We start from the raw sequence: 22533 nt of genomic DNA on the forward strand, positions 1-22533 counted from the left end.
CTCATCGTAAGGGAAGAACACCAGCTGGCAAGAATGCAGTCAGACGAACTACTTCTTCCCTTTCGCTGCCGCCGCGGTGAACCAGTCATTCCCGCCGCTGCCGCCAAAGGGATTGCCCATGCCGCCACCGGAGCTGCGGTTTCCACCACTGCTGGAAAAGCTGCGCTGCCCGCCGCCGCCCTGGCCCTGGCCGCCGGCCGGACGCGGACCACCACCGCCGCTCTTCTTCTCAAAGTCAGGCTTCGACTTCATGCTCAGGGCGATGCGCTTGCGCGGAATGTCCACCTCCGTGACCGTCACCGTCACACGCTGCGCCACCTTCACGATCTCCGCCGCATCACGCACAAAGGTGTCGCTGAGCTGGCTCACATGCACCAGGCCGTCCTGATGCACGCCGATGTCCACGAAGGCACCAAAGGCCGTCACGTTCGTCACGATGCCCGGCAGCTTCATCCCAACGGTGAGGTCCTTCATGTCGTTCACGCCTTCGGCAAAGCTGAAGACCTCGAACTGCTTGCGCGGGTCACGCCCCGGCTTCGCGAGCTCGTTCATGATGTCCTGCAGCGTCGGCAGGCCCACGTCCGCGCTCACATACTTCTTCAAATCGATCTTCTGGCGCAGATCCGCACGCTGCATCAGCTCCGACACCGTGCAGCCGATGTCCGCCGCCATTTTTTCCACCAGCGGGTAGCGCTCCGGATGCACCGCGCTCGCATCCAGCGGATGCGCCGCATCACGGATGCGCAGGAAGCCTGCCGCCTGTTCGAAGGCCTTGTCACCGAGTCTTGGCACCTTCATGAGATCCTTGCGGCTCTTGAAGGGGCCATTTTCATTGCGGAAGGCCACGATGTTCGCCGCGTGCGCGCTGTTCAGACCGGACACGTAGCTGAGAAGCTGCTTGCTCGCCGTGTTCAGCTCCACGCCCACGCCGTTCACCGCGCTGATGACCACGTTGTCCAGGCTCGTCTTGAGCTGGTTCTGATCCACATCGTGCTGATACTGCCCCACGCCGATGGATTTCGGGTCCAGCTTCACCAGCTCCGCCAGCGGGTCCATCAAACGACGTGCGATGGAGACCGAGCCGCGCACCGTGACGTCATGATTCGGGAACTCCTCGCGCGCCACCTCGCTGGCGCTGTAAATGGAGGCACCGCTCTCATTCACCATGATCACCGGAACCGATCCTGGCACACCGATCTTCTTCACAAACATCTCCGTCTCTCGGCTGGCGGTGCCGTTGCCGATGGCGATGGCCTGGATCTTGTAACGGTCCACCAGATTGAGCACCAGGTTCTTCGCATGCAGCAGGCCACTGCCCTCTCCCAGCAGATAAATCACGTCGTTGTAGAGAAGCTGCCCCTGCGCATCCAGCACCACGATTTTGCAGCCGGTGCGGAAGCCGGGGTCGATGCCCAGCACGCGCTTCTGCCCCAGCGGCGCGGCCAGCAGCAGCTCGCGCAGGTTGTCGGCAAACACGCGCACGGCCTCGGTGTCCGCCTTCTTCTTGGACTCCAGGCGCGCTTCCGTCTCCATGCTGGAGCTCAGCAGGCGCTTGTAGCTGTCCGCACAGGCCAGCTTCATCTGGTCGGTGCAGGCGTTGCCGCCTTTGACAAAAAGGTTCTCGATCATCTTGACCGCCGTGTCTTCCGCCGGCTGGATGCGCATGAGAAGATAGCCCTCCTTTTCGCCACGTCGGATGGCCAGCATGCGGTGGGAGGGAATGGATTTCAGCGGCTCGCTCCAGTCGAAGTAATCGCGGAACTTCTGCGCCTCCTCGTCCTTCTCCTTGCCAAACATGACCTTGGAAATCACTGTCGATTGCTCCGCGAAGAATTTACGCAGCGCCGCACGCGCCTCGGCGTGGTCGCTGATGCGCTCCGCGATGATGTCGCGCGCGCCGCTCAGCGCATCGGCTGCATCCTTGACGCGCAGCTCTTCGTTCTCGTGATCCGGGTTCACATACTTCGCCACCTCGGCGTTCAGATCCACGCCTGAAGTCATGAGGTTCGCCTCGATGAAATCCGCCAGCGGCTCCAGGCCTTTTTCCTTCGCAATGGTGGCGCGCGTGCGGCGTTTCGGACGGAACGGCGCAAAGATGTCCTCCAGCGAGTTCATCGTCTCTGCCTTCTCGATCTTGGCGCGCAGCACGTCCGTCATGAGCTTGCGTTCTTCGAGAGATTTCACGATGGCGGCGCGCCGGTCATCCAGCGCCACGAGCTGGCCCATGCGCTCCTGGATGTTCTGAATTTGCACTTCGTCCAGAGACCCGGTGGCCTCTTTACGATAGCGGGAAATGAAGGGCACCGTGGCCCCGTCGGCCAGCAGTTTCGCCGTCGCGCCCACCTGGATGGCCCGCAGGCCCAGCTCCTTGGAGACGCGTTCGACGTGTGCAATATTGATGTTGAGTTCGTTGGCGGCAGACATGGTTGAGAAAGGGAAAAATGAGGATCGAAAATCCGGTTGGGATGAGTGGAATTAGCGAGACGTTTCGACGCGGCAACCAATCAACATCACTTGGGCAAAACTTTTGTCTGAGCCGTGGCTTGACAGCCCGATGCGAAATTTTCACGACACCTTCGTACTGAAGGGGAATGACAAAATTTTTTGCAGCTTTTCTGATTTCATCGGTTGCATTTGCCGCTGAAGACTGGCCGCGCTGGCGCGGTCCGAATTCGGACGGCCGCTGGAATCCGCAGGACATTCCCGCGGACTTTGCGCGCAAAGAACCCGTGAGGCTTTGGAAAAAGGACATCAGCGCCGGTTTCGGCGGCGTAACCAAAAGCGGCAACCGGGTGTATGTGATGGATCGCCTCAAGACGCCCAGGGAGGTCGAACGCATTCTATGCTTCGACGCGGAGAGCGGCCGAGAGATCTGGCAGCAGAGCTGGGACGTCAGCTACGGCGGCATGGATTACGCGACCGGACCGCGCTCATCGGTCAACATCACCGATGGCAGGGCCTACGCCCTGGGTGCGACAGGCGTGGCCCTGTGTCTTGATGCTGAGACGGGCCAGGTGATCTGGCAGGTGGACACGGTCAAAACCTTCGGTGCCAAGATTCCGACCTGGGGCTTCGCCGCATCGCCTGTGATCGATGACACCCGCGTGCTGCTGCATGTCGGGGCGAAAGCCGGCTCGGTCATCGCCTTGGAAAAAAGCACAGGCAAGGAGCTCTGGCGCGGCGGCCCGGACCCGGCAGGTTACTGCACACCGGAAATCATTCAGCATGCCAGCACGCGTCAGCTCATCGCATGGGGTCCGGAAAACATACAAAGCCTCGATCCCGACAGCGGCCGGGTGAACTGGCTCTACCCATACAAGATCACCTACGGAGTCAGCATCGCGCAGCCGCTTTACCACGACGGCATTCTGCTCATCTCGGGCTACTGGCACGGAGCGAAGGCGCTGCAACTCGGGAAGAGTCCCAGCCTGCTGTGGGAAAACCAGAAGGACATCTGCGGCCTCATGTCGGCTCCCTTGTTTAAGGACGGCGTCGTTTACATGCTAGACAAGACTCGCGGCCTGCGGGCCTTTGAACTCAAGACCGGGAAAATCCTCTGGAGCGATGACAACAAGCTCACGCCGAAGAACAGCAATCCGCAGATGAGCCTGGTGTGGATGCAGGAATCAAGCAACCTCGCCGCGCTGCTGAACGCTGATGGTGAACTCGTCTATGTCACACTGAAACCGGACAAGCGCGAAGAACTGGGCCGCTGGCAGATCATCGGCAAAACCTGGGCGCATCCCGCCTTCGCGGGAAACAGGATCTTTGCGCGGAGCGACAAAGAACTGTCAGCCTGGCAGCTTTGGTAGCCATCACGAAGCAGCGCTCATTTCGCCGCACGCATTTTTTGTATTCTGCGCCGGGACCAGTCAGCCTCATCCTTGAGCCCGTTTGCCTCATAAAACTTCAGCAGCGCCTCTTCACGCTTCAAGAGGTCAAAGCCGGCGCTGAGCTGCAGCTTGCGCAGGCACACCGGGCAGAGGTGCATCGGCTGCGAGTCAGCCTCCTGAAGGTGATTCGAGCCGTTCATGAGACATTGGAAGAAGACGCAGTGCATCAGGCCGAACATGTGTCCGGTTTCATGGGCGAGCACCTTGCAGCTTCGAAGCAGGATGAGTGCATTCGTCCGCTCATTGCGCTTCTCAGCGTAAAACACCGGATCGTAGCGTGCGAAGCTGAAGACGCCCGCGCCGCCGTGCAGCAGCGCCTCACCATAGACAAAATTCCACGTCTCGTCAGGATAGAGGTCCTCCATGGTCACCGCGATGATTGAGTAGGCATCGCGTGTTTTCTTCGAGGGCAGCCATTGCAGAATGTCCGCGGTGCGGAGCTGCAGCTTGCGCGGGGCGCCAAAGAAGCGCCGCTTAGCGGGCACCTTTTCCAGAGGAACAGCCCCAAGGAGCCGGGTGTCCATGCCAAAAAAGGCGGCGCTGAATTCACGAAGCTTGGCGAGCGACGGCGCCGCTCCAGATTGAAACTGGCCGAGCGGCAGCATGTAGAGCGCCTCCTGCTCCGGTGACGGCTTCAAAGCTGACAATGCCAGGCGATACTCGTCCACCGTCTGGCCCGCCTCATCATGCTCCCTCAGCCAGTCTGCAGAACCGGGTTTTCGAATAGGCTCGAAAAACGCCGGATCGTCCTCAAAGGCAGCACGTTCGAGCGGTGTTGCCCGCGCGAGTTCACCGATGGCTTGCTCCCGTGTGGGAAGAGGGCTGCTGCGAACAATGCCGCCAAAGATGGCATCAGTCATGAAACATCCAGAGACCGTCACAACGCAGAGGTACATCGGAAGCCGTACGCTGAAATTCATCGGCAAATTCTTCCGGTTTTGAACTGCGGTGGCAAGGAAAGAAACATGGCCCGGAGCACTTAACTTCCTTCATGAAACTCTGGCTGCCGCTCCTCCTCGCCCTTTTCGCCATCGCCGCCGCCCCTGTGCCTGAGGCACCCGCATGGAAGGCCGGCGCGGCCTCCACCAAAATCACCCCGGACAAACCCATGTGGATGGCGGGCTATGCGGCGCGCACCAAGCCTTCCGAAGGTGTGGATCTGGACCTCTATGCCAAGGCCTTCGTGCTCACCGATCAGGAAGGCGGGCGGTTTGCGCTCATCACGATGGATTTGATCGGCGTGCCGAGAAACCTCCGCCTCGCTGTCGCCGAACGTGTGAAAAAAGAGCACGGCATCGAGCCCACCAACCTCGCCATCAATGCCTCCCACACCCACAGCGGCCCGGAACTGCGCACCAGCAAGATTTATGGCGCGGATGACCTGGCGCTGCGCGAGAAGGAGGCGGCCGAATACACCACCGACCTGGAAAACAAGCTGGTGCACCTCGTCGGCGAAGCTCTTCAAAAATCCGTGCCCGCGCATCTAGACTACAGCACCGCTCGCTGCGGCGTCTCCATGAACCGCCGCACGCCAGACGGCAAAGGCGGCTGGAACAATTTCCCCAATCCCAAAGGCCCGGTGGATCAAACCGTGCCCGTCCTCAGAGCGAGCACTGTCGAGGGCAGGGACATCGCCATCATCTTCGGCTACTCCTGCCACTGCACCGTACTCGGTCACCAGAAGTTCAGCGCCGACTACGCCGGCTACGCGCAGCAGGAGATCGAAAGGGCTCATCCCGATGCCGTGGCGATGTTTGCCAACGGCTGCAGCGGCGACCAGAATCCCTACCCGCGCAAGACGATGGAGCTCGCGCAGACGCACGGCAAATCCCTCGCCACCTCCGTGCAGGCCGCTTTGGAAACGAACATGCAGCGCCTCAAAGGCCCCATCCGCGCCGCTTACCGCGAGATCCCTCTGGCCTATGACAAACTGCCCACCCAGGAGCAGCTTCTCGAAGAGCAAAAATCCACCAACAAATGGACGGCCGCCCATGCCACCCGCGTGCTCCAGCGTATTGCCGCCGAAGGCCCTTTGTCCCCCACCTATCCCTATCCGGTGCAGGTCCTTCGCCTCGGCAATGACCTCACCTGGGTCACGCTCGGCGGCGAAGTCGTCGTCGATTACTCACTCCGTCTCAAGCAGGACCTCAAAGATCCCATCGTCTGGATCAGCGGCTACACCAACGACGTCATGGCCTACATTCCCAGCCTGCGCATCTGGCAGGAAGGCGGCTACGAAGGCGGCGGTGCCATGATCTACGGCTCCCACCCCACGCGCTGGAGTGACAAGACCGAGGAGCACATCATCAGCACGGTGATGGACCTGCGAAAGGCGGTGGAGTGAGCCGCCGGGTGACAGATCATTTCTGCTCCCTGAGCAACCGCACCTGCGCCTTCAGCAGCTCAGCCTGCGCCTGCTTGACGCCAACGTCAGATGCGCGGGCAAGCTCCTTCATTTTTTTTGCCCGTTCCACCCGGCGCTCATTCGCCGCCACCAGCCCCTGAAGCGCGGTGATCAGGGCTTCCCGCTCGCCGCGTTCTCGTGCCAGGTCCACCCGTGCTTCCGCCAGCTCCACCTGAGCCTCCTCCACCCCGGCTCCATTCTCCGCGGAAGCCCGGCCAGATTGATGCAAAGCCTGCTCAAGTTCGACCTGCTGCTCCCGGATTTGAACAAGCTCGGTGAGTTTCGCGATGATTTTCGCATCCGGCCCGGAAGCTTTGGAAGACTCCTGGGCAAGAAGGGTGAAGGGGAAGAGCGCGACGACGGCAACGGTGGTGATGAGTTTTGTCTTCATGGGATTGGTCGGATTCAAATGCAACCGCGGCCTGACAGACCGCCGGTTCAACTGTGTACCAACGAGATTCGGGATGGAAGGTTACCGCTTTTGTCCGCGGAAACCGGTCCTTAGGAAACAATGCCAGCGCGATTGCAGCGGCTGACCCGACCTTGCCAACGAAACAAAAAATGGCAGGCAGGTCAGGACTTTTGTTTCCCGAACTTCACCCGATCATACACCTCTGCCAATGGAAGCTTGATCCCCAGACATTTGACCGCGAGCTGCTGGTCAAGCCCTTTGGCTTCGGTGAGAAACCAAAATCCATCTCCATGTCGCTCATAAACTTCAATATGAGGGCTGCTTTGTGACACCAAAACGTAAGCCTTGAGCGATTCGATCTGACGGTAGTTCTCCGCCTTCTTTCCGCGATCATAGCTTTCAGTGGATTTGGAAAGCACCTCGAAGAGGACGGTGGGATTGATCGCGGTCTGCTGGCGTTTGTCTTTCGGATCAAACTCAAGCTTCTTGCAAAACACCGATGCGTCCGGGTACGTGACCAGGCCGGTGGCGGGAACTTTGATGCGCAAATTACTGTCGTAGGGGGTGCATGCCTTGCCTTTGAAGCATTGACGCAGTTCACCCAGCAAATTCATCACGATCAGGCTGTGCTCTGGACTGCCTCCGGCCATTGCAAATATCTCACCCTCATGGAACTCGCTTTTATACACCTCGTTCTCTTCGAGATCGTAATATTGCTCTACAGTGTATTTGGTTTTGGCTTTGGCGACGCCCATGACCCTCTAAACTACCACTCCCTAACTTCGGATTCAATCAACGAAAACGGCCCGGGATGCGATCCCGGGCCGTGTGAGAACTGCAGAGAAACCGCACTCGGAGCGTACGGAACCACATCACTTGCTGTTCTCGGCGAACTGCGCGTCGAAGATGATCTTGCTCGGCGGGAAATCGATCTTCTTCACGAAGGCGGCGGATTCGGCGGCGCCGAACTCACGGTCCATCGCGCCGTCCTCCCACTCCACGCTGAGCGGGCCGCCGTACTCAATGTCGTTGAGCGCGCGAATGATGCGCTCAAAGTTGATGTTGCCGCGGCCCACGGACTTAAAGTCCCAGTAGCGGCTCGGTTTGTGGAAGTCCACGTGGCCGCCAAAGACGCCCGCCGTGCCATCGCCAATGCCCCAGGCCACATCCTTCATGTGCACGTGGAAAATGCGGTCGCTGAACTTGTAGAGGAACTTGATGTAGTCCACGCCCTGGTAGCCAAAGTGGCTCGGGTCATAGTTGAAGCCGAAGGCGGGATGATAGTCCACGGCCTGAAGCGCACGCTCGGCGCTGGCGATGTCGAAGGCGATCTCGGTGGGATGCACCTCCAGCGCGTAGCGGATGCCGAGCTTCTGATACTCATCGAAGATCGGGGTGAAGCGCTTGGCGAAATCCTTGTAGCCTGCGTCGATCTGGCCAGGAAGGTTCGGCGGGAAGGAGTACACCAGGTGCCAGATGCTGCTGCCGGTGAAACCGTTGACCACATTGATGCCAAAACGCTTCGCCGCATGCGCGGTCTTGATGAGCTCTTCAGCGGCACGCTGGCGCACGCCTTCGGGATTGCCATCGCCATAGATGTGCGGCGGGAGGATCTGCGCATGGCGCGGGTCGATGTTGTCGCACACGGCCTGGCCCACCAGGTGGGTGGAAATGGCGTGGCACTGCATGCCCGCGGCCTTCAGTTTCGCGCGCTTGGCATCGCAGTAGGCCTGGTCCGCCTTGTCCACCTCAAAGTGGTCGCCCCAGCAGGCGAGTTCCACACCGTCATAGCCAAAGGCCTTGGCCTTCTGGATCATGGTGTCGCAGGAAAGATCGGCCCACTGGCCGGTAAAGAGTGTGACTGGGCGTGGCATGTCAGGTGTGTGGTTGAGTTGAAGGCGGGGAAGAAGGAGAATGAATGACGAATGTCGAATGCCGAATGATGAAATTTTACGCCCCGCGGCTATTTGCGCTCCACCGCCAGGGTCCGGGTCAGGGTGTAGGGCAGCTCCAGGGTGAGTTGCGCAGGCTTGCCATTCTGGTCGTTCACGAGGCTCGTGTTCTTGCAGACACCGCTGATCTTGGTGTCCACATTCAGCATGTCGGAGAGACGGCGCACCAGCGTCACATCAAACGAGATCTCCACGCTGCTGAGGAAATTCATGGGCCTCTCCATGGTGAAGCTGCCCGTCAGATGCACCGTGGCCTGAGGCCCGTCGGGGCGCTCGTCCACGGACACCAGGGTGCAGTCGATGTCCTTCGCCACCGCGGCGCCATACTGCCTGCCTTTGGCCTCGTTCAGGCTGATCTTCCAGGTTTCACCCGCTTTGCGCGTCTGGTTCACCAGGCACACGTCCGGAATCTCCAGCAGCAGCGCGGTGAAGGCCACGTCATTGAGAAACTTCTGCTGCTCGGAGCTAGGCTTCCCGCCGACCAGGGTGCATTTCCATTTTCCGCCCGATTTGCTCAGCCGGAGCGTTTTGCCCACCAGGGGTGAGGGCTGCTCGGCCGCGGGCGGCGCCGTGCCGTTGTAGTTCACCAGTTCACACACCATCTCGCGCACCTGCACTTCCTCACTGTCACTTCCCAGCAGCCGCCGCAGCAGGTTCACTCCCTGTACAAAGCGCACGGAAAATTCATTGGCCGAGCCGGACATCTGCATGCGGCCTTTGCCCTCCTGCACGCGCACCTCGCGCTTTTCCCGCAGCTGCGTGCCCGGGCGCTGCGAGGCGCTGGAGCTCAGGTCCACGGGTGCCCCGGCACGGTCGGCCGCGCTCAGAGGCAGGGCACAAAGCGAGAGCAGCAGGAGGCAGAGCGGGGCATTCATGCCCGCAGACTAGCAAAACCCCGCCTCGCAGCACAAGCCCCAACTGCCCTGCGCCGCTCGCCCGAGACCATTGCCGGCGAAAGCAGAATCATTTCGGGCTTGGCGGAGACCGCCCGTTCATTCCATGATGCGCGCATGCTTCGCGCCCTTGCCTGCCTCCTCGCCCTCACCTCCGCGCATGCCCAGTGGACGACTTCCCACATTCACGGTTCGCCGGAGGCGCCCAAGCCCTACGTCGCGGAAAGAGTTTTTCCGCAGGTGAAAATGTCAAACGGCCTGGAGATGATCGCCATTCCCGGAGCGCACCGCTTCGCGGCGGTGGAGCGGCAGGGAAAGGTATGGAGCTTCCCTGACACATCGGACACTGCCACCACCACCCTCGTCATCGACCTCAAGGCGGCACACCCCGAAATGCACAGCGCCTACGGCATCGCCTTTCACCCGAAATGGAAGGAGAACGGCTTCGTCTTCCTGGCCTACGCTTACGGTGAAAAAGTCCCGGACGGCACCAAGCTCTCCCGCTTCAAGCTCACGCAGCAGGAGCCGCCCGTGCTCGATCCGCAGTCGGAAACCATCCTGCTCACCTGGCGCAGCGGCGGCCACAATGGCGCCTCCCTGCAGTTCGGCCCGGACGGCATGCTCTACATCTCCACCGGCGATGCCGAAGTCCCCTCCCCACCTGACCCGCTGAACACCGGCCAGGACATCAGCGACCTCCTCTCCTCCATCCTGCGCATCGATGTGAATCGCGAGGAAAACGGCAAAGCCTACGCCATCCCGCCGGACAATCCCTTTCTGAAAACGCCCAAGGCCATGCCCGAGATCTGGGCCTTCGGCTTTCGCAATCCCTGGAAGATCAGCTTTGATGACCAGGGCCGCCTCTGGTGCGGCGATGTGGGCTGGGAGCTGTGGGAGATGATCCACCTCGTGCAGCGCGGTGGCAATCACGGCTGGAGCGCCTACGAGGCCAGCCAGCCCATCAAGCCCGAAACCCAGCGCCCCGAGCCCATCATTCCGCCCGTGGCCGCCCATCCGCACACGGAGGCCGCCAGCATCACCGGCGGTTATGTGTATCGCGGCACACGCTTCCCGGAACTGCGTGGCGCCTACATCTACGGCGACTACGAAACCGGCAAGATCTGGGCGCTCTGGCACGATGGCAAACAGGTCACCCGTCGCGATGAAATCGCCGACACGCCGCACAAGATTTCCACCTTCGGCCAGAGCGAAGACGGCGAGCTGTACTGGATGAACTGGGAAAAGGACACCACCATCCACCGACTCAGCCCGAACCCCGCCGTCGGCAAACCGAACCCCTTCCCCCACCAGCTCAGCGCCACCGGCCTCTTCACCGACACCGCCGCGCAAACCCCCGCCGCAGGCGTGCTCCCCTTTGAGATCGCCGAGCCCATGTGGCAGGACGGTGCCACCGCCACGCGCTTCATCGCCCTCCCTGAAGGCCGCCGCATCAAAACCATACTCGGCGGCAATCCCGCCAAACCCGACTTCAAGATCGAGTGGCCCGTCGATTCCGTCTTCGCCCGTACCCTCACCTCCCCTGATTCAAAGCAACGCATCGAAACCCAGGTCCTCCACTTTGATGGCGACTCCTGGAACGGCTACTCCTACCGCTGGAATGACCAGGGCACCGATGCCGACCTCGTCGCCATCGATGGTGCCGAGTTCAATGTGCAAAAGCAGCCCTGGCGCATTCATGCCCGCGCCGAGTGCGCCCGCTGCCATAACAACTGGAGCGGCTTCGCCCTCGGCTTCCAGTCAGACCAGCTCACCCGCATCGCCGGCAAAGATCCCGCTTCGGCATCCAGCTTGTTTGACGGCCCCTTCCTGGAGCGCCACAGCCGGCATCTGGTGTCCAGCCATGACGAGGGAGCCCTCCTCGAATCCCGCGCCCGTTCCTGGCTCCACGCGAACTGCGCCCACTGCCACCGCCGTCACGGTGGCGGCAGCGTTCCGCTCATGGTGAATTTTGACCTGCCCACGGCGGACACGATGACGCTGTATGAAAAGCCCACCCGGGGCGATCTGGGCATCCGCGACCCTGCGGTGATTTATCCCCTGGCACCGCAGCGCAGCATCCTCCTCCATCGCATCGCCCGCACCGGCAGCGGGCACATGCCCATGATCGGCGCGCGCGATCCCGATCCCGATGGCCTGCGCCTGCTCTGGGACTGGATCAGCGATCTCCCCGCCAGCAACACGGCGTCCGGGGTGAGCTACGTCGTCGAGTATGACACGAAGAGCCGTCTGACCTTCGAAAACGAAGTCTCGCTCTTCGAGTCCCGCCAGAAAATGCCCCGCGATCCCGCTTCCGATCCTTTGCGATGGTTTCCCACTCCCATGCACTTGATGATGGTCATCAACAACGACGGGCTGGCACCCTCCGCCCGTGAAGCTGCCGTCAAAGCCGCCATGGCCAGCGGTGATCCCAGCATCTCCTCCCTCTTCGAGCGCTTCCTCCCCCCCGATCAGCGCGTCAAAACCCTCGGTCCGAACTTCGACGCGAAAAAACTCCTCGCCCTCCCCGGCGATGCAAAGCGCGGCGCGGTGCTCCTTAGCATGACCGGCAAACTCGCCACCTGCCTGGCCTGCCACATCGTGAACGGCACCGGCCGGGATTTTGGGCCGGACTTGAGCCAGGTTGGCACACGTCTGACGCGGGAGCAGATCCTCGAAGGCCTGCACCAGCCATCCAAAGTCATCGCCAAGGGTTACGAACCCTGGGTCATCACGCTCAAAGACGGCAGCGTACAGACCGGCTTCCTCGTCAATCCCGCCGACGCTACCATCACCCTCAAGCTCCCCACCGGCCAGTCACAAACAATCGCGCGTGATCAGGTCAAAAGCCAGCAGCCGCAGCCGGTGTCGCTGATGCCCGAAGGCCTGCTGCAGTTCCTCACCCCGCAGGAGGCGGCAGATCTCCTGGCCCACCTTTCTACCTTAAAGTAAGCAACCCATCCCATGCAGTTCGCCGCCATCGTGTTCCTCTCCGTACTGGCCGCCGTGAGTTACGGCGTGGTTCACGATCAGATCACCGCACGCGTCTGCCTGGAATACTTCACCATCGCTCACCCGCGATTGATTCTGTCCACCTCGCCCACCGTTCTTGGCCTGTTTTGGGGTGTCGTTGCCACGTGGTGGGTGGGAGTGCTGCTCGGCGTCCCTCTTGCCATCGCCGCACGGGCCGGCAGGCGGGCGAAGCTGCCCTGGCGGCAGTTTCGGCGCCCCATCCTGTGCCTGCTCGCCGTCATGGCCGGCTGCGCGGCGCTTGCCGGCTTCATCACCTGGATTTCCAGCCGCTGCAGCGACCCTGTTTACCTTGCCGACCTTACAGGCACAAAAATCCCTCCTCACCTGAGAGCGCGCTTCCTCGCTGCGGCAGCCGCCCATCTGACAAGCTATGGCGCAGGATTCATTGGCAGCATCATTCTAGCCATCCGCACCCTTTGGCGCCGCGCTCACTCAGTCACCTGAATGGCTCTTTTCGTGATCCCTTTCATCCAGGGCTTACGCATGAAGCGGTTAGCCAGGGGACGGAGTATTCTGTTACAGCCAGGCTTTTTGCCGGTGTTCATCGGCATAGCCGTTTGCAAAATTGATTTCCGAAAAGCACGCGTGGAGACGTTCGGCGGAGGCTGGAGGGCCAGCCTCCCCTACCGTGCGCTGAGCGTGCGCATGTCCAGCGCGAGGCAAAGCGGGGCGTGCCCATCCACCGTCGAAGTTCCAAGACTGCGGGGCAAGAAACAGCAGGCCTCCCGGAAATGAATTTTGCAAACCGCTATAGGCCCTGCCGACATGCCGGAGGGACTTCCCACCTGGCGGACTGTTCGCGTCTACCCAGGCGTTGAAATAGTTGAAACGGTTGAAGTTTCGGCGCTGCCCTTCGTCATCCATTATGGCATTTTGTACAGCGGAAGCATTCCAAGACGCCAAATTCTACTCCTCATACTCAGGCGTTTCATTCATGCGTAGGCCCTGCCTTTCATCCCTCATTCGCCCGCCTCCAGCCGCCAAAACCAAATTTCAGGGAAACCCTGAGTGCCTCATTTTGACCTCTCAAACTGCGCTGCTTTTGGTGTTTTGAAGCGCTCATTTTGCGCCCGCAAAAAAGCTGCTTTCAGCGACTCTTCTGAAACGTTTCATGGTCATCATTGATGCACACCACACCCGTCACCTGCCCAAGCTGTTTTCAGGAGTTTGAGGTCCCTTCTCCTTCTTATAATGAGGTTCCCTGCGACGTGGACTACGACTGTGAAGTCTGCTGCCGGCCTTTACGCATCTTTTTCACCGAGGATGATGGCGAGGTTTTTGGCACCGCTTACGGCCTCGGCGAAAGCGGTCCGTATGGATGACTTTTCATCAAAACCAAGCAGAGAATGCATTTGGATGTTTGCAAAAACAGAAGTTGTCGTTAATCTCGAAAAATCCCGCTGCCAGGAGTCTGGTGGATGGGAAGCTTAGCAAACTGGTTAACACCCACACACACATGAAAATCGCTATCCTCGCCCTTATCGCGGCTTCTGCCGTCCTCTCCGCCTGCCAGCAGCCTGCTCCTCCTCCGCCGCCGCCCCCCGTGCACACCGGCAAGTAAGTAGTCTGCCGCCCAGTGCGGCTTGGTTGTCAAACGCTTAACACCCATACACACACATGAAAATCGCTATCCTTACCCTCATCGCGGCTTCCGCCGTTCTCTCCGCTTGCCAGCAGCCTGCTCCGCCGCCGCCGCCACCGCCGATGCACACCGGCAAGTAAGTGATCCACCGCCTCGTGCGGTTGATTATGTTACTTACGTGCGATCACTTCATGATCCGTCTTGCCACTGTTCTGTCGCTGCGTCCGTGATGTTTCACGCATCCTGTTCCAGCTAAGAAGGCATGTGCGAAGTGCGACGCCAAAGCGAAGGCCGAATGCAAAGACGGTCACAAGCGCTAACCAGACAGGAAACTGCCTAACGTGCCGCCGTTCCCTACCCAACCAGGGGACGGCGGCTTTTTTGTGCCCCTTTCCGGATTCCGGATGCCGGTCTCCAGTTTTTACTCCATGGATGCCCCGCCATGCCTGACTGCCTGCTCGCCCTTGAATCCTCCTGCGATGAGACCGCGGCGGCCATCTGCACGCTGGAGGGGGACCTTCTCGCCAGCCGCATCGCCTCGCAGATCGAGATCCACCGCCAGTACGGCGGTGTGGTGCCGGAGGTAGCCTCGCGCAACCACATCCTCCACGTCCGCCCCCTCGTTCAGCAGGTCCTGGCGGAAGCCGGCAAAACGCTCGGCGACATGGCCGCCTTCGCCGCCACCAGCGGCCCCGGCTTGGTCAGCTCGCTGCTCATCGGCACCTCCATGGCCAAGGCCCTCGCCATTGCCGAAACCAAGCCCTTTCTGGCTGTAAATCACATGGAGGGCCACCTGCTTTCTCCGTTCATGGACGGTCAGGGCCCGGTGCGCCCCTGCATCGCCCTCATCGTCAGTGGCGGGCATACCATGCTGGTCCATGTGCATGACGTCGGCCGTTACAAGCTGCTGGGCCGCACCCGGGACGATGCCGCTGGCGAGGCCTTCGACAAAGTCGCCAAGATGGTCGGTCTCCCCTACCCTGGTGGACCGGAGATCGACAAACTCGCCCCCCGTGGCGATCCCGCCGCCTTCGCCTTCCCCCGCAGCTTTCTGGATGGCCGCAGCCTCGAGTTCAGTTTCAGCGGCTTAAAGACCGCCGTGCTCTATGAGCTCCCGCGCCTCGATCTGAAAAACGAGCAGACGCTTGCCGATCTCGCCGCCAGCGTTCAGGCAGCCATCGTGGAAGTCCTGGTCGAAAAGCTGGTGCTCGCCGCCAGGCAATGCGGCGAAAAGCTCGTCACCGTCAGCGGCGGCGTCAGTTGCAATCGCGGCCTGCGCGCCGCCCTCACCGCACGCTGTGCCAAAGCCGGCCTGCAACTGCTGCTCGCACGGCCCGATCTTTGCACCGATAATGCCGGCATGATCGCCTTCGCTGCTGCGCAGCGTTTCCGCATCGGCCACACCTCGCCTCTTGAGGCGGACGTGGATCCGAATCTCTCCCTCGTCAGCTAAACCCATCCTCCCCCATGCGCCCGTTCCTTCTTTTCCTCTGCGCATTCTCCGCCCTGCACGCAGGCGACTGGCCGCAGTTCCTCGGTCCCCAGCGCACCTGCACCGCTTCAGACGAGCCCGCCATCACCGGCAGCTCCGAACCCGAGATCGTCTGGAAGCGCATGCTGGGCAGCGGCCACGCCGGCGCAGCCGTCAGCAAGAACCGTGTCATCGTGACTCACCGCCAGGGCCATGAAATCGTCACCGAGGCGCTCGACGCCGCCGATGGCAAACCCCTCTGGAAACAGACCTACCCCACGAACTATCGCGACAGCTTCGGCTTCGACAACGGCCCCCGCGCCGTCCCCTGCATCGCCGAGGGCAAAGTCATCACACACGGGCCCGAAGGCGTCGTGCAGGCGCTCGACTTTGACACCGGTCGCCTGCTTTGGAGTTACGACACCGTCGCCGAGGTCGGGTCACCCCAGGGCTACTTTGGCCGCGCCTGCTCGCCGCTCATCACCGAGGGCAAAGTGCTCCTCAATGTCGGCGGGAAAAACGCCCAGGGCGGCGCTGGCATCATCGCGCTGGATCTCGCCACCGGCAAACTCCTCTGGCAGGCCACTGATGACGAGGCCAGCTACTCCTCCCCCATTCTTGTCCCTGGGGACCCGGGCGTGAGCGCCTTCTTCACCCGCCGCGGCGTGATTCTAGCCGCAACCAGCGATGGCAAGATCCTCGCGGACGACTTCTTCCGCGCCAACATTGACGCCTCCGTCAACGCCGCCACCCCTGTGCCCTGCGGGGAAGGCCGGCTCTTTTTCACCGCCGCCTACGATGTCGGCGCGGGTCTGTGGCAGTGGAACAAGGCCGAATACAAGCTGACCAACCTGTGGAAAAAAGCCGACACCCTCGACGCCCACTACACCACGCCCGTTTACCACAGCGGCCACATCTTCGGCCTGCATGGCCGCCAGGAGACTGGCATGACACTGCGCTGCATCGACGTGGCCGAAGGCAAGGTCACCTGGGAGGCCTCGGATCACCTTCCCGGCGGCACCCTGCTGCTGGTGGGAGACAAAATCCTCCTTCACAGCGAAACCGGCGAACTCTGGATCTTCACCGCCGACCCTAAAAAGTTCAACCTCCTCCAGCGCACGCAGATCACCCGCGCCGGCCACCGCAGCCACGACGCCTTCTCCAACGGCCTCCTCTTCGCCCGCGATGCGGAGAAGCTGGTGGCGGTGAAGGTGAAGTAGAGCAGAGGGGAGTGTCCTTACTTCGCCCCCGCCGGAGTCAGAAACCCGCTGTCCGCCAGCCAGTCCGTCATGCGCTGGGTCCAGGTCTTGATGGAGTTAAACTTCGAACGCCCGCCCATGCCAAAGCCATGGCCGCCACGCGCATACAGGTGTACCTCCACGGGAAGCTTGGCGGCTTCGTATTGGGCCAGCTGGTCCAGGATGGGCTTCACATGGCTGGTGTCGTCATTCGCCACGAGGAAGAAGGCCGGCGGTGAATCGGCGGGAATGGGACCTGCGGGCACGCCGAGCGGGCCGGGATAAATGGAGATCTGAAAATCCGCACGGCTGCTGGCGCGGTCGATCGGATCTGCGGCGGCGGAGTCGCCCGCCGTGGGGCTGTAAACGACCATGGCCACCACCTCGCCACCGGCGGAGAAGCCCAGGATGCCGATGCGCTTCGGGTCCAGGTTCCACTCGGCGGCGCGGGTGCGGATCACACGCATCGCACGCTGGCCGTCCTGTTTTGGGTGGATGTCGAGGTTGTAAGGGGAGCCCTCCTCGCGCGGCAAACGGTGCTTCAGCACAAAGCAGGTCACGCCCAGGCTGTTCAGCAGCTTCGCGGGCTCCATGCCTTCACCGCCAAACCCGAGCTGCCGATGGCCGCCACCAGGCACGATGAGCACCGCCGCGCCATTCGCCTTGTCCTTCGGTGCCGGGAAAACGGTGATGGATGGATTGTTCACATGCGTCACCGACGTGCCTTTCATCACCTCCGGCTCATCCTTCAACTTCTCAAACCCCGGCGCCCCCTTTTCCCACAGGTGGATGACAAGCGGCTGCGGCTCCTCGGCGCGGAGCGTGGTGCAGTGCAGGAAGACTGGCAGCAGGAAGGCGAGGTATTTCATGAGAGTGGTTGTGGTCGGGATGCGGGATAGTGATGAACGTAAAGTAGCCGCTGGATTGCTCCGCTGCCGCGTCTAGTCTGCGCTGCATGGCTCAGATTGGCAAACGCAACTCCCTCACCGTCCTTCACAGCACGCCGCATGGCATTTATCTGGACGGCGGTGATCATGGCGAAATCCTGCTGCCGAACCGCTACATCCCCAAGGGTACCGGCCTGGGCGATGCCCTGGACGTCTTCATCTATCGCGATTCCGAGGACCGCCTGGTGGCCACCACGGAGCAGCCCTTTGCCATGGTGGGTGACTTTGCCACGCTGGAAGTCGTCAGCGTGAACCGCAATGTCGGCGCCTTTTTGAACTGGGGCCTGCCGAAGGACCTGCTGCTGCCCTTTCGCGAACAGGCGGACCCAGTGCGGGTCGGCGACAAGGTCGTGGCCTTCATCATGCTCGATGAAAAAACCGACCGCATCATCGCCACCACCCGCCTGCACCGGCACCTCAGCCGCGAGCGCCCGCCCTTCAAGCCCGCGCAGCCCGTCTCCCTCCTCATCACCGCCCGCACGCCACTGGGTTACAATGCGATTGTCGAAGGCTCCCACATCGGCCTGCTCTACCACAGCAACATCGGCTCCCCGCTGCAGACCGGCCAAAAGATCAACGGCTTCGTCAGCGCCGTCCATCCCGGTGGCAAAATCGACCTCAGCCTCGACGCCTCCGGCTATCAGCGCGTCGCCTCCCTGACGGACCGCATTCTCGAAGCCCTCAAAAACAGCGGCGGTCGCCTGCCCTTTGATGACGACAGCCCACCCGAAGCCATTCGCAGCCACTTCGAGGCCAGCAAGAAGGCCTTCAAGCAGGCGCTCGGCGCTCTCTACAAACAGCGCCGCATTGAGTTCACCCGCCCCGGCATCGCGCTCATCGACCTTCGCACAGCCAAGCCCGGAGATTGGGAGCCCTCGGGCAAAAGGGATTAACTCCTCCACTGAAGCATGCGCTCCAGACAGGTTCCCCCCGGGGCCGCATGTCGCATATTTGTAAATCAATATTGATTATTTTATAAATAAAGATACATTGAGGGCTAATTATTCATGAAGTCCTTAATAAATGGATGTCCCCGAACCGTTTTTTTAATTTTTTGGGGCTTCGCCATGCTCGGGAAAGTGGAAGCCGCCGTGATTGCGTCGGATCTCGCCATCGTGGGCTACGATGATTACCAAGACACGATCTCCGTGATGGCCCTGAATCCCCTCTCGGCAGGCGAAGTCATTTACTTCACCAACAATGGCTGGAGCAGCAGCCTGGGGGCCTTCAACGGGGCGGACCCCTCCCAGGGCGCTGGCAATGAATCCCTGCTCAAGCTCACTCTGAATCAATCGATTGCCACCGGCAGCGTGATCACCAGCAATGTGGTAAACAGCGCCTGGACCTGGACCAACAGCGGATTGATTCCCGGGCAGGTGGATGGCTACGCGGTCTTTAGCGACCTCGCCCTCGACTACGAGTCTGACCAGATCTACGCCTTCCAAGGTCCCACGGACAATCCCCTCCTGAATCCCACCCACTTCATCTACGCCCTGAACATGGGCAGTGCTGATTATCCCGGGTTTTCGGATTCCCAAGACTCCCTCACCGGCGATATTCCCCTCGGTTTGTCTGAAGCCAGCAAAACCGCCTTTGCCCAGACCAATTTCTCCTTTCATGGCGATCCAGACGGCAACCACTCCGCCTGGGCCTTGAACATGAACGCGCCCGCCATCCAGCAACTGCTGACCAGTGGCGGCACCAATGCGCAGTGGCTGGACGCCATAGCCAACAGTGACAACTGGGGGCCGGTCGTTCCTTCCATTGATGCGGCACCGGAGCCCTCCAGGGCGGTCCTCCTGCTGCTGGGAATGGCAGCGGCCTTTCGGCGTCGCAGGCGGCACCGTTAGTATATTTATATATTTTATGATAAATATGGATTTAGGCTTGATTGCTTAAGATCGCCGGATAATCTAGGGAGACCGTGACCTCCCGTCTTGTCATTGTCCTCGGATGCCTTGCCCTGCTGCCAGCGCAGCTTTGGGGCGCAGCCATCATGGTCAATGAATACTACAATGGCGGCGGCAGCGTGGGACCCGGCACCAAGATGGTAAAGGACGAGTTCATCGAGTTTGTCATCACCGAGACCACCACGGCCTCCAGTCTGGCCGCACTCACTTTTGGTGACAGCAACGATGCCACCTCCCAGCTCGGAGGGGTGTTCCACTTTGACCAGTCCACGCTGCAGCAGGCCCTGGACAATGCCCAGCTCTCCGCCTTCCTGCCCGGCACCCTGCTTGTCGTCGCGGGTACGGACCTCGGTTCCCAAAGCCTCGGGTATGACCCGCTCAATGGCAGTTGGGGCATCCAGCTCGTGGCCGGGCAGGGCGCTCTCGACAGCCCGGAGACCAAGATCAACGGCAACATCTCCATCGGCAACAACGGCGACACCGTGTGGATCTCCTCCAGCACCCCCTCTCGCAACAGCGACACCAGCGGCTTCATTCACGCCATCGGTCACGACAATGCCCCTGGTCTGGTGGCCGCCAATGTCGCCTCGGTGTTCGGTTCTGAAAACATCCTGCCCAGCACCATCACCACCGGAACTTCCGTGGCCAATCTGGGAGACACCACCGAGTCGCTGGTGGCCTCCACCACGCCCACCATGGGCGAGGCCAATGGCGGGCAAAACTCCTTGTGGATCGATGGCCTGCGTTTTGTGGGTCTGGCTTCGGCCCCCGAGCCCGGCCGGGGAATGCTGCTCCTCAGTGCGGCGGGAGCTTTCATTTTACGGCGGCAGCGCCAGGGAGGTCTGCATGCCTGAGCCACGCCCCAGGCGGCGCCGTAGCACACACCCCGTGCTGAGCCATGTCACCAGCCTGGACCGCTGGTGGCAGCCCGCCGCCCTGCCAGACCCGACCGCCGCCATCAGGCAGAAAGAGCTGCGCTTTCGCAATGGCGATCCCTTCGAGCGCTTTGCCCTGGTTCGTTACGCCATCATCGCCCTTTCCATCATCACTCCCGCCATCATCCTCAAGACCGCCAGGTTCGCTCCCCGTGGCGGCGTGCACCACGACTGGTCCGCCGATCCCATGCAGGAAGTCCAGCGCTCCCTGCAAAGCGGCCAGCAGCACACCGCGCTTGCCTCATTGAAGGCGGAGGCCGAGCGCTCGCCGGACAACCCGGAAATCCTCCGCGCGCTCGCCACTCTCGCCGCGGATATTTCTCCGGCGGATGCCCGCCGCTGCTACCACCGCCTCAATGCCCTCGGTCTCGCCACGGATGCCGACTACGCCGGCCACGCCGCCCTTCTGGCCAAACTCCATGATTTCACCGGCGCCAAGGCCGTCCTCTCCAACATTTCCAAAGAAGCCCAGGCCATGCCCCAGGCTCAATACGCCTGGCTCGCCATCTGGCGCGAAGCCGGAGATTTTGCCGCCGTGGCAGACACCCTCGACAAGCTCACCGCCCAGGCACCTTGCGATGTGGAAATCGTCCTGGACCTCGTCCGCAAAGCCTCCGCGGCCAAAACGCCCGTCGAGCTCCTAGGACGCATCGAAGCCAGCCTGCTCAAAAGTCTGCGCCACTGGATGAGCTCGGGCCGCGCCCAGGATGTGCTTCCTCTCGCCCGGCAGATGGCCTCCCTGCCGGTCTCCAGCACCGTGCACCGCACGCACATGGCCCAGATTCTTCGCAACCTGCCCGGTACTCCCGTGCAGCACCGCCTGGCCGCCGTGCGCTTCGCCCTTCCCCTTCAGCTTTCCACGGCGGACCAGATCCAGCTCCGCACCGACTACCAGAACGAGATCGCCTGGAGCGGCGGCCTCAGCGCCGAGGACAAGGAAAACGTGGCCGCCTACCTCCAGTCGCAAAACGAACACTCCCTCGTCACTTCCATTATCAGCGACCGCGAAGCCCTTACCGAGCCCCGGCTCTTTGCCCGCCGCTTCGACTCTCTTCTCGAACTCGGAAGCTGGCGCGAAGCCGGTGCCATGAACGCCGCACGCGAGGCTCCCCTGCTGCCGCGCTCCCGCGCTGTGGCCCAGGCCCTCGCCACCCTGCAGAAGCGCATGTCGCGCAGCCACACCGTCGAGATCCTCCTCAATGAGGCCCTCGTCGCCTCCCAGCGTGAAAACCGCGCCCTGGACTGCTACGCCGTCGGCTGCGCCGCGATCGACCACACCCTGCCCACCCTCGCGGCCAGCGCCTTCGCGACCGCGCTCGATATTTCCACCGACCGCGCCAAAACCATGCAGGCCATCATGCGCAGCGCCCGCCAGGGCCGCCTGCCGCTGGACATCCTCATGCGCTCCCTCATTGGCAGCCCCGCCATGCAGGATGAGTCCATCCAGGAGTCCCTCATCTACCTCAGTCTCCTCAGCGGGCAAAAAGTGGATGGCATGCTCGCTGTCATCCGCAGCCGCCGCCAGACCACGCCGGACAATGTGTATCTGCGCTTCCTCGAAGCCCTGGCCCTGCACCAGCAAGGCAATCACTTCGAAGCAGCCGGCCTCCTCATCCCCCTGCCCCAGTACCGCTGGCATCAGGGGGAGGCCGCCGTCCTCGCCAGCATCATCGCCTCCGCCGGAAAGATCGACCGCACCAGCGCCCTCATCCAGCAGATCGACGTCACCCAGCTCCTCCCCGAAGAACACACTCTCTTCGATCCGTGGCGCAACCGAGTCTCGCTGGGGAACGGGTTGCTGGGGAGCGTGGGGGAGAAATAAAAAGAGCGCCCGTTGCCAGGCGCTCCACGAGGAATCGTCATTCA

The 22533-nt window shown here is 61.6% G+C and carries 17 protein-coding genes; 10 read left to right on the forward strand and 7 right to left on the reverse strand.

Annotation, left to right across the window (positions count from 1 at the left end):
• Window positions 1-48: 48 nt before the first annotated feature.
• Window positions 49-2424 (reverse strand): Tex family protein, encoded by a 2376-nt coding sequence (locus ACILSQ_RS14865; RefSeq protein WP_395744430.1) that lies wholly within the window; start codon window positions 2422-2424, stop codon window positions 49-51.
• A 167-nt stretch (window positions 2425-2591) separates the two neighbouring features.
• Between ACILSQ_RS14865 and ACILSQ_RS14870 the strand changes: the two genes are divergently transcribed.
• Window positions 2592-3812, forward strand: a complete 1221-nt coding sequence (locus tag ACILSQ_RS14870; protein WP_395744431.1) for a PQQ-binding-like beta-propeller repeat protein — start codon at window positions 2592-2594, stop codon at window positions 3810-3812.
• Between the two features lie 17 nt (window positions 3813-3829).
• Here ACILSQ_RS14870 and ACILSQ_RS14875 read toward each other — a convergent pair whose 3' ends face one another.
• A complete protein-coding gene (locus ACILSQ_RS14875; RefSeq protein ID WP_395744432.1) occupies window positions 3830-4753 on the reverse strand; it encodes an archaemetzincin in 924 nt (307 codons plus the stop codon).
• 131 nt (window positions 4754-4884) lie between these two features.
• Here ACILSQ_RS14875 and ACILSQ_RS14880 point away from each other — a divergent pair, with 131 nt between their 5' ends.
• Window positions 4885-6237 carry a neutral/alkaline non-lysosomal ceramidase N-terminal domain-containing protein gene (locus ACILSQ_RS14880; RefSeq protein WP_395744433.1) on the forward strand — a complete coding sequence of 451 codons (1353 nt, stop codon included), beginning with the start codon at window positions 4885-4887 and terminating at the stop codon, window positions 6235-6237.
• 16 nt (window positions 6238-6253) lie between these two features.
• Here the strand turns inward: ACILSQ_RS14880 and ACILSQ_RS14885 are convergent, their stop codons facing one another.
• The 4 genes from ACILSQ_RS14885 to ACILSQ_RS14900 all read right to left on the reverse strand — a co-directional run bounded on the left by ACILSQ_RS14885 (window position 6254) and on the right by ACILSQ_RS14900 (window position 9536).
• Window positions 6254-6688: a hypothetical protein gene (locus ACILSQ_RS14885; protein WP_395744434.1), complete on the reverse strand. Its 435-nt coding sequence runs from the start codon at window positions 6686-6688 to the stop codon at window positions 6254-6256.
• Between the two features lie 182 nt (window positions 6689-6870).
• Window positions 6871-7464 carry a Uma2 family endonuclease gene (locus ACILSQ_RS14890; protein ID WP_395744435.1) on the reverse strand — a complete coding sequence of 198 codons (594 nt, stop codon included), beginning with the start codon at window positions 7462-7464 and terminating at the stop codon, window positions 6871-6873.
• 117 nt (window positions 7465-7581) lie between these two features.
• Entirely contained in the window at window positions 7582-8583 is a 1002-nt protein-coding gene (locus tag ACILSQ_RS14895; protein WP_395744436.1) for a sugar phosphate isomerase/epimerase family protein, read from the reverse strand.
• A gap of 89 nt (window positions 8584-8672) precedes the next feature.
• Window positions 8673-9536: a hypothetical protein gene (locus tag ACILSQ_RS14900; protein WP_395744437.1), complete on the reverse strand. Its 864-nt coding sequence runs from the start codon at window positions 9534-9536 to the stop codon at window positions 8673-8675.
• Between the two features lie 135 nt (window positions 9537-9671).
• On the opposite strand from ACILSQ_RS14900, the gene ACILSQ_RS14905 reads away from it, so the two are divergent.
• From ACILSQ_RS14905 to ACILSQ_RS14920, 4 genes are all read left to right on the forward strand, one after another.
• A complete protein-coding gene (locus ACILSQ_RS14905; RefSeq protein WP_395744438.1) occupies window positions 9672-12503 on the forward strand; it encodes a PQQ-dependent sugar dehydrogenase in 2832 nt (943 codons plus the stop codon).
• A gap of 12 nt (window positions 12504-12515) precedes the next feature.
• Entirely contained in the window at window positions 12516-13028 is a 513-nt protein-coding gene (locus tag ACILSQ_RS14910) for a hypothetical protein (RefSeq protein WP_395744439.1), read from the forward strand.
• 1580 nt (window positions 13029-14608) lie between these two features.
• Window positions 14609-15619, forward strand: a complete 1011-nt coding sequence (tsaD, locus tag ACILSQ_RS14915; protein ID WP_395744440.1) for a tRNA (adenosine(37)-N6)-threonylcarbamoyltransferase complex transferase subunit TsaD — start codon at window positions 14609-14611, stop codon at window positions 15617-15619.
• Window positions 15620-15633: 14 nt separating this feature from the next.
• The gene (locus ACILSQ_RS14920; protein ID WP_395744441.1) at window positions 15634-16857 is read left to right on the forward strand and encodes a PQQ-binding-like beta-propeller repeat protein; all 1224 of its coding nucleotides are present in this window, start codon (window positions 15634-15636) and stop codon (window positions 16855-16857) included.
• Window positions 16858-16874: 17 nt separating this feature from the next.
• Here the strand turns inward: ACILSQ_RS14920 and ACILSQ_RS14925 are convergent, their stop codons facing one another.
• The gene (locus ACILSQ_RS14925; protein ID WP_395744442.1) at window positions 16875-17744 is read right to left on the reverse strand and encodes an alpha/beta hydrolase; all 870 of its coding nucleotides are present in this window, start codon (window positions 17742-17744) and stop codon (window positions 16875-16877) included.
• Between the two features lie 86 nt (window positions 17745-17830).
• Between ACILSQ_RS14925 and ACILSQ_RS14930 the strand changes: the two genes are divergently transcribed.
• The 4 genes from ACILSQ_RS14930 to ACILSQ_RS14945 all read left to right on the forward strand — a co-directional run bounded on the left by ACILSQ_RS14930 (window position 17831) and on the right by ACILSQ_RS14945 (window position 22489).
• A complete protein-coding gene (locus tag ACILSQ_RS14930) occupies window positions 17831-18715 on the forward strand; it encodes a S1 RNA-binding domain-containing protein (RefSeq protein WP_395744443.1) in 885 nt (294 codons plus the stop codon).
• A gap of 174 nt (window positions 18716-18889) precedes the next feature.
• Window positions 18890-19672, forward strand: a complete 783-nt coding sequence (locus tag ACILSQ_RS14935) for a PEP-CTERM sorting domain-containing protein (protein ID WP_395744444.1) — start codon at window positions 18890-18892, stop codon at window positions 19670-19672.
• A 74-nt stretch (window positions 19673-19746) separates the two neighbouring features.
• Window positions 19747-20586, forward strand: coding sequence for a PEP-CTERM sorting domain-containing protein (locus ACILSQ_RS14940; protein ID WP_395744445.1), 840 nt, complete (start codon window positions 19747-19749; stop codon window positions 20584-20586).
• Window positions 20587-20620: 34 nt separating this feature from the next.
• A complete protein-coding gene (locus tag ACILSQ_RS14945) occupies window positions 20621-22489 on the forward strand; it encodes a hypothetical protein (RefSeq protein WP_395744446.1) in 1869 nt (622 codons plus the stop codon).
• The last annotated feature ends 44 nt before the right edge of the window (window positions 22490-22533 follow it).

Origin of the sequence: Prosthecobacter sp. (assembly GCF_044227185.1) — a bacterium.
Classification (GTDB): domain Bacteria; phylum Verrucomicrobiota; class Verrucomicrobiia; order Verrucomicrobiales; family Verrucomicrobiaceae; genus Prosthecobacter.